7 protein-coding genes are annotated in these 6467 nt (G+C 38.0%); 3 read left to right on the top strand and 4 right to left on the bottom strand.

The genetic code is table 11. The features are described from left to right. Nucleotides 1–134: 134 nt before the first annotated feature. From QZN27_RS03200 to QZN27_RS03190, 3 genes are read right to left on the bottom strand one after another with little or no spacing between them, the layout of a single operon-like run. Complete coding sequence (locus QZN27_RS03200; protein WP_296783507.1) at nt 135–413, bottom strand: STAS-like domain-containing protein; 279 nt, start codon at nt 411–413, stop codon at nt 135–137. A gap of 1 nt (nt 414) precedes the next feature. Further along, on the bottom strand, nt 415–1185 hold the full coding sequence (locus QZN27_RS03195) for a hypothetical protein (protein WP_296783504.1): 771 nt from the start codon (nt 1183–1185) through the stop codon (nt 415–417). Nucleotides 1186–1193: 8 nt separating this feature from the next. Beyond that, nucleotides 1194–2447, bottom strand: coding sequence for a tripartite tricarboxylate transporter permease (locus tag QZN27_RS03190; RefSeq protein ID WP_296783501.1), 1254 nt, complete (start codon nt 2445–2447; stop codon nt 1194–1196). Nucleotides 2448–2585: 138 nt separating this feature from the next. Here QZN27_RS03190 and QZN27_RS03185 point away from each other — a divergent pair, with 138 nt between their 5' ends. Continuing rightward, nucleotides 2586–3299: a hypothetical protein gene (locus QZN27_RS03185; RefSeq protein WP_296783499.1), complete on the top strand. Its 714-nt coding sequence runs from the start codon at nt 2586–2588 to the stop codon at nt 3297–3299. On the opposite strand, the gene QZN27_RS03180 is transcribed toward QZN27_RS03185, so the two are convergent. Continuing rightward, a complete protein-coding gene (locus QZN27_RS03180; protein ID WP_296783497.1) occupies nt 3296–3757 on the bottom strand; it encodes a MarR family transcriptional regulator in 462 nt (153 codons plus the stop codon). The two genes, QZN27_RS03185 and QZN27_RS03180, sit on opposite strands and share 4 nt — an antisense overlap. A gap of 62 nt (nt 3758–3819) precedes the next feature. Between QZN27_RS03180 and QZN27_RS03175 the strand changes: the two genes are divergently transcribed. Together QZN27_RS03175 and feoB are read left to right on the top strand one after the other, a co-directional pair. Continuing rightward, a complete protein-coding gene (locus tag QZN27_RS03175; protein WP_296783495.1) occupies nt 3820–4317 on the top strand; it encodes a hypothetical protein in 498 nt (165 codons plus the stop codon). A gap of 219 nt (nt 4318–4536) precedes the next feature. Further along, nucleotides 4537–6467, top strand: a 1931-nt coding sequence (gene feoB, locus QZN27_RS03170) for a ferrous iron transport protein B (RefSeq protein ID WP_296783493.1), incomplete at its 3' end; no start/stop codon positions are given.

Raw genomic sequence — 6467 nt, 5'->3', positions numbered from 1 at the left:
CTATGAAATATTCAATGAGGCATTTGAGGATTTGGAATTTGGTGATGCTGATTTATGTGTCATAGATGCATTCCCCGGTGTGGATGTTGAGAAGATAGTCAAAAAGGCCGAAAAGATGGCGGAAAATGTGATTGTTATTTAGTCACGTTAAAGTACTCTTCGTATTCTTCTGTGACTAACTTCAATAATTCTTCAATATTTTCATTCATATTGATTTCAATGACTTTTGATTTGGAATTATATTTTTGAAAAACATATTCCTGGGCGAATGACCTGCTCATGAATTCAATGTTTTCAAAATTTAAAATCACTTTATCATAGCCTTCTGCTTCATGAAATATCTTCTTTGCTGTTGGACCGATTCCTAACTTATTTTTATATCTGTTTGAAAGGTTTATTTCTATTTGTGTCATATTAATCTTCACTAATCTTATTTATACTTTCATATTTTAAATATTCATAGATATTGCCGATTTTTTTGTTTTTGATTCTTAGAATTACAAAAGTTCCAATTATTTCATGAGAATTCAAATAGGGTTTTGCCCCTTCTTTTGTAATTTCGCATATTCCCCTGCCTGAGGCAATCAATACTTCACCATCAAAGCCTAATGTGGTTATTCGTGCGGTTGAGTTAAGTCCCATTCCATGAATTACAAATTTTTCTTTATCCGTTGTTTTTCCATTAACTGCATCATATATTGCTTCGCAGTCATTATCGGATTCCATTGAAGCTTCTTTAAAACTTCCAGGGATTCCAATTCCGTTATCAAAAATACAAATATCGATATTTCCTTCATCATGTGTTATGATCTGCAAATAGGCATTGTGAAATTTTGAATGTTTGTAAACATTGATTAAAATCTCATAGAGCAAGAAATAAATGCTTTGATAATCCATATCGCTTGGAAGTAATTCAATTGATTCATCTATAAATTCAGAAAGATATTCTTCAATTTCATCAGATACATTATGAAAATCATTAAATTTGTAATATTTCAATTCTTTGATTTTTAATATGTCCTTGCTGATAATCATATTGAATTCCTCATTATTTATAATCTTGTTGTTTTTCATAAAGCATAATAATGGAAGAACTATATTTAAAGTCAATTCTACACATTCCTTGTTCTTTATTTTTGTAATTGTCATATTTAAGTATTTTACATATTCGTTTAGTTTTTTCATCAAATCACCTAAATAAACATTTGCATGTAGATAACAATTGCAGGAATAATCAGAACGCCCATCAGGTGGGATTTTCCGATTCCAATGTAGTGGGGAAGCATTCCCATTGCTGTTGAGGTAATCAAAGCCAGGCTCATGTAAAATACCGGTGCCTTGTAGTAAAAGATAAACAGGTACAGTATCGCAATCTGGAGAATAATGACTCCAATGGACAGTTTCTTATAGTCCACACCACCCATCAGCCTTGAAAATGAGTCTCCCAGTTTCAGGGAAAGCACCAATGATACTGAAACTGCAATCAATGATGCGAAAATGAAAATCGCCAGATGGTTCAGGCCCATTTCAAAAATCAGATATGACATGTAGACTGCTATTCCGCTTCTGGGATTTCCGATAATGTAAATTGCAATTAAAGAGAACAAACAATCTGAAATGTTCAGCCCTGATGTTGCAAGCAGAAAATTCACGGTGTCGTCATCGTTGTTGTCGTTTGTGCCGCTTACTGCCTGTGCTATCACCGTTCCCTGTGCCGGTCCGAAGCCCGGAAGAAAGCCGAGGATTGCGCCGGTTATCCCTCCTGCAAAAATGCTTTTGAACTTGTCGTAATCGATGTTGAGCTCGTAGAATGGATTCTGATGAGGTATTGTGGAGGAATCGTTCAGGCTGAAAAGTATTGTGCTTATTCCGAAAAGCCCTGAAAAGGTGCACATCAGCGTGATTCCCGATGATATCGGCGTTTGGAAAATTATCCAGCCGAGAGCTCCTGAAAGCACAAAGAGCAGAATGGCCCACAGAAAGTCCCTGAAGTTTCCGGTCATGCGACGTGTAAGATAAATCGATGCGCCAAGAAGTATTATCCATGTATAGGGCTTTGACATGTCATGCAGAATCGGCAAAGCTACTGCAAAGGCCGGAAGCATCATGATTGTCACGATTATTGCTCCAAATCCTCCGACGGACACGACTCTTATAACTTCCTTTGATCTGCCCTGAAGCACCATCCGGTGTCCCGGAAGTATTGATGTTGCCGTTCCTTCCTGAGGCACTCCCAAAAGCATTGAGGGGACGAATTCTATCAGTGCATGGGCAATTGACATTGAAACCATGAGTACACATAGGAATTCCGGCGATACTATCGTCAGCAGGAATGTGGAGGATGCAAAAATTATCGCTCCGGCGGTATTGACGTGTATGCCGGGTATCATGCCGGTTGTTGTTCCTATTGCTATTCCTATAAAACATGCTATAACTAATTCTATCATGGCTATTAATTGAACAAACTATAATTTAAAGCTTGTTGAAGCTAATTAGAAATAATAACGTTATTTTAAAATATTTATGCGATTTGATAATATTGTTTCCATTAAATTTAAATGTTATTAAGGTGTTAATATAATAATATGGCTAATGTCGGGAAAGTTGTAGTAATTTTAATAGGTTTGTTTGTGGCCTTGCTACTGATTGCATTTATTGTTGGCTCTGCAATCAATCTTCTCGTTCCGCCTTCCCAAGCGGTTTACAGTGACAAGATCGTTGAGGATATAGGTGGAGACAATGCTTTGGTTGCGACTTTGAAAGGTTGTGCACAGATAAATAGAAAAGACATCTCTGACGGAAATTTCAAAACAGATTTGAACTTTAATTTGGGCTGGAAAAATGCAAAAAATATCAGCTATGTAGATACTTACGGCCATAAGGGTTATGTGATTGTGTGGAAGGATTCGCCAAATAACTATCCGGACATTTCAAGCACAAACCAGACAAGATATATTTCCGATTATGTCTCTTCGATGAATGGGACCTGCTTTTTGGTCAATTTCCCTGATAAGAATGCGGTCTATGGGATAATTGTTGGAGGCGATGATATCGAATGCTCAGAATCCAAATTGATGTATGACATTTTGGATTTGAACCGTTCAGGGTTTACTCAAACATATTCAACAACAAGCTACAGCTCTCCGAGTAGCTATGACAGCGGTTCCGGCCATTATCACACGGTTGTGCCTGACAGATACACATTGTCAAGAACAGATCCCGGCGCCTATTATGACCATTACGAATATGGTGACAATTACGATATTGATAACTATTTGGAATCTGAAGGGTATGACTAGAATTTTTCACGGTTGAATTCAAGTGATTTAAGTGAAATGCCTGAAAGAAGTTTGAGCAGTTCCTCACGGGGGATGTTCAGCTCATCGCAAATCATGCCGTCCCATTCCTTTTCTTTTCTAATCAGAAATTCTGCAGTTTCGATTCCCTTTTTGGTTAATGTGATTTTATAGGCCCTTTTGTTTTCCTCATCGATTTCCCGTACAATCAGTCCTTTTTCCTCAAATTCCTTAAAGGCTCTTGAAACTCCGCTTCTGTCCATTAGGCATGCTTTTGCTATATCTGACTGGTTTGTACCCATTTCATAGTATAAAAACAGCAGCATATAATATTGGCTGGGTAAAATGTCAGTTCCGCTTTTGATATGCTTGTTCATGTAGAAATCGTGAGTCTTGATTAAGGTAATCAGGTGATTTGCAATAAATGGGGACTCCTTGATTATATCGTCGTATTCAATCATAAAATCACTAATTAATATTTTTAGTGTCAACGTTTAAATAGTATTTGTAACAACTTAATAACATGAATAAAAAAATCATCATCATTTTGGCAATACTTGCAGTTTGCATCCTGCTTGCAAGTCCTGTCACAGCAAAGCAAAAGGTAAAGGTTAAGGTATCAACCGACGACTGTGTAATTAAGAATAAGGGTTATATCGTAATAAAATTGGTCGACAAGAACGGCAGGGAAATCAAATCCAACGGAATGATCAATTACACCATTACCGATAAGAACGGCAATTATAAGTGGACCTACAAACAGTACAATGGCGGAATCAGAGTCAAGTATGATGTGGGCAGCTACAAGGTTAAAGTGGTCTTTAAGGGAGATTCCAAGTATAAGAAAGCCACAAAAACCAAAAACATTAAAGTCAAGAATGATTTTGACCCGTATACGTATTATGATAACCATAATTGGGGTCTGAACCAGGAAGTCGACGATTATTTTGACGATAATTATTGGACTGAAGAGATTTATGACGATGTGGACGACCCTGAAAATGAGGCGTGGGACATTTGAAGATGTTCCAATGTCTGAAATTAGATATTGGAGAGTCTCAAATCTCTTAGGTTTTCTGCATGCCCTTTGATTATTATAGGTTCAATTATTTTTTCTTTTTTGTATGCTTAAATTTTAAATATTATGAACTTCAATAATAACATATATTTAGTTTAACCTAATTTTTTTTAAACGGCAAAAATATTTGACGCATAATTGTATGAAAAAGGAGAATGATTGATGAAAAAATTGATTGTAGGATTGGCAGGAAACCCCAATGTGGGTAAAACAACCGTATTTAATCAATTGACTGGTATGCACCAGCATGTAGGTAACTGGCCCGGAAAGACAGTTGAAAGGGCTGAGGGATATTTCAATCATGGTGATTATGAGTATCAAATTGTTGATTTGCCCGGCAATTATGCATTAAGTGCCCATTCCATTGAAGAAATCGTTTCAAGGGATTTCATTGTGGATGATGATTCTGATGTCATTGTCAATGTGGTGGATGCAGCAAATATTGAACGTAACCTGTATCTGACAGTTCAGATGATGGAATTGGGAGCAAACATGATCTTGGCACTGAACATGAACGATTTTGCCAAAAGACGGGAACATTTCATTAACATAGACCTGATGAGCGAGCTTTTGGGTTTTCCAATAATTGAAATAAATGCAAAAAAGAAAGAAGGTATTGAGGAATTGCTCAACACTGTCGAAAAACAGGCTGCAAATCCCATCAACACTAGTGAAAAGTTGGCTTACGGAGCTGAGCTCAAGGAACATTTGGAGGATCTTCAGGATTTGATTGAAAAGGATAACGACTTATTGGATGTTCCGTCAATTTGGACTGCAGTCAAGCTTTTGGAAAAGGATTCAATCGTAATTCAGAAAGTCCAACAGTCTCCAATGAGTTCCAAAATCATGGTTGAAGTTGATAAGGTAAGCAAACACCTTTATGATATTTATAACGAAAGTTCTGAAGAGGTTATTGCAAATGCGAGATATGCATTCATTGACGGTTTGATTGCAGAAGCTGTTGATAAGCCTGAAGTGGAAAAGCCGACCATTTCAGACAAGATTGACAGGATTTTGACAAATAGAATCCTTGCAATTCCGATTTTTCTTGTAGTGATGTGGGTGATGTTCCAGATTGTATTCACCATCGGGTCCCCTATGCAGGAATTCATTAATGAGGTGTTTACTCAATGGGGAGCAATGGCGGCCGCATCAATACCTAATCCATATTTGGCTTCATTTGTCCAAAAAGGGCTGTTTTGTGGAGTAGGTGGTGTTTTGACATTTCTGCCGATAATCTTCCTGATGTTTTTATGTTTGAGTTTTCTGGAGGATTGCGGATACCTTGCAAGGGCAGCGTTTACCCTTGATTTGGTGATGCATAAGCTTGTGGGACTTCATGGAAAGGCATTCATTCCAATGATTTTAGGATTTGGTTGTGGGGTTCCTGCTGTAATGGCAACAAGAACCATGGAAAACGAATCCGACAGGATACTTGCAATGATGCTCATCCCATTCATGTCATGTACTGCAAGATTGCCGATTTATGCGATTTTTACAGCGGCGTTTTTCCCGGACAATGCAGGAACCATGCTGCTGGTGATGTACCTTGTAGGTATTATTGTAGCGCTCATAATTGCGGCGGTTCTTAAAAGGACAGTGTTTAAAGGAATGTCATCTCCGTTTGTTATGGAACTTCCGACATACAAGCTGCCTTCCGTAAAGGGTATTTTAATCCATACCTGGGAAAAAGTGAAAGGATTTATCAAAAAGGCGGCAACAATCATTCTTGCTGCAGTGGTAATCATTTGGGTTTTAAGCATTTTCCCATTGGGAGTGCCTTACGGATCACAGCAAAGCCTTTTGGGAATGATCGGTTCTGCAGTTGCACCGATTTTCGCACCTCTCGGTTTTGGAACCTGGCAGGCAGCGGTGGCAATCATTGCAGGATTGCTTGCTAAGGAGGCCATTGTAGGTACATTAGGAACATTGGGCGGCCTTGAAGAAGACGATGAAGAGGGCATAAAAAGTTTGGTTCATGATACATTCACTCCTCTGTCAGCATTTTCCTTCATGGCATTCTCACTTCTATATATTCCATGTATTGCGGTGCTTGGTGTAATCAAACAGGAAACCAACACTTTTAAATGGCC

Origin of the sequence: uncultured Methanobrevibacter sp. (genome assembly GCF_900316895.1) — an archaeon.
Taxonomy (GTDB): Archaea; Methanobacteriota; Methanobacteria; order Methanobacteriales; family Methanobacteriaceae; genus Methanocatella.
Note: the sequence above shows the minus strand (reverse complement) of the source record. Positions and strands in the feature narration are given on the sequence as shown.

Excerpts from the sequence above, each read along its gene's own strand:
- QZN27_RS03175 (WP_296783495.1), top strand. The coding sequence starts at position 3,820 with ATGAATAAAAAAATCATCATCATTTTGGCAATACTTGCAGTTTGCATC.
- QZN27_RS03200 (WP_296783507.1), bottom strand. The coding sequence starts at position 413 with ATGACACAAATAGAAATAAACCTTTCAAACAGATATAAAAATAAGTTA.
- QZN27_RS03190 (WP_296783501.1), bottom strand. The coding sequence starts at position 2,447 with ATGATAGAATTAGTTATAGCATGTTTTATAGGAATAGCAATAGGAACA.
- QZN27_RS03185 (WP_296783499.1), top strand. The coding sequence starts at position 2,586 with ATGGCTAATGTCGGGAAAGTTGTAGTAATTTTAATAGGTTTGTTTGTG.
- QZN27_RS03180 (WP_296783497.1), bottom strand. The coding sequence starts at position 3,757 with ATGATTGAATACGACGATATAATCAAGGAGTCCCCATTTATTGCAAAT.
- QZN27_RS03195 (WP_296783504.1), bottom strand. The coding sequence starts at position 1,185 with ATGAAAAAACTAAACGAATATGTAAAATACTTAAATATGACAATTACA.